Source organism: Bartonella florencae (assembly GCF_000312525.1).
GTDB lineage: Bacteria > Pseudomonadota > Alphaproteobacteria > Rhizobiales > Rhizobiaceae > Bartonella > Bartonella florencae.
The window spans coordinates 1-1,112 of record NZ_HE997474.1; the positions used below are offsets into that span (position 1 = coordinate 1).

Consider the following 1,112-nt stretch of genomic DNA (forward strand, 5'->3'; position numbering starts at 1 on the left):
TAAGAGCGTTCTCAATTACGAGCCCCTTATAGATGAGATCAACAAGGAAATTAAGAAATTATCAAAAGTCGCAGAAAATGAACATGTTTACAGATAAGCAACTAAGAGCCTTGTTTGGTATTATAATTTTTATATTTTTATATTTTTTAGAAATTAAAAAAAATCCCTACTTTATCCAAAGTATTTTGATATTTGCATCTTTTGGTTTGATAATAATAACAAATATTTTTGTAATTTTATGTAATTCTCATATTCCTTCTGAGTTGCATTACAACCCAAAATATAAACATGGTAACACAACAGGTTGGATGAGGCTAACACGTGATTTACAACAGTATATGCACAGGCTCTTAAAGATAATAATTTTAGCGCTTATCGTTTTAATTTTTCCAAATGGTTATAAAGAAACTGTTTCTTTGCCTGTCATTTCTAAGTATGTAGAGCACAAATTTTCTTTTTCATTGGATACCGTATTTGGGTATTTAGACATTGTACTTTGGTACTATTTTTTATTCTGTGTATTGTTTCTTATGTTTCGTACACGCAGTTTAATAAACATATCCATTTACACACTACAATCTTCTGTTAAAACCAAAAGTAAAATTTTAAAAGCGCGTGATATTCAACTAGGTAACTATCAAAATGAAAAAAAGTGAAAAAATAAAATACGTATTGACTTTAAAGGAAGGTTTTGTTAAACGAATCATTAAGTGCTTCAAAAACACTTAGCTATTAGCGGACGGGTTACGTAACAACCTTTCCCATGCCTTTAAAATACTGGCTGTCTTTTATGTTATGACTAGCATATAATGATTTTGTCGGGTGTAGCTATGCCATACAATACCCTTCGCGAGGGAAAAGCATAGCGACGGACTAATAGCCGTGTTTTTGAGCGCCCGATGCCTTTATAGGGTTTTAAATCAAAAACGTACTAACTATTAGAAAGGTTTTTTCAATGAAAGATCTAGTTACAATCAATGATGATGGCGTTGCAGTTACAAATTCTCTAAAAATTGCAGAGGGTGTGGGTAATAGCCATGCTACTGTTATTAGATTGCTACGTAAAAATATTAAAGATTTTGAAGAGTTTGGAAGGGTTGGATTTGAGATCG

1 protein-coding gene is annotated in these 1,112 nt (G+C 31.6%); it reads left to right on the forward strand.

The annotated features are described in order from the left end of the window. Positions 1-83 precede the first annotated feature (83 nt). The gene (locus BN202_RS08830; RefSeq protein WP_019220286.1) at positions 84-656 is read left to right on the forward strand and encodes a hypothetical protein; all 573 of its coding nucleotides are present in this window, start codon (positions 84-86) and stop codon (positions 654-656) included. Positions 657-1,112 lie beyond the last annotated feature (456 nt).

Bases quoted from the DNA above. Each gene is read 5' to 3' on its own strand.
- BN202_RS08830 (WP_019220286.1), top strand. From the start codon at position 84: ATGTTTACAGATAAGCAACTAAGAGCCTTGTTTGGTATTATAATTTTT.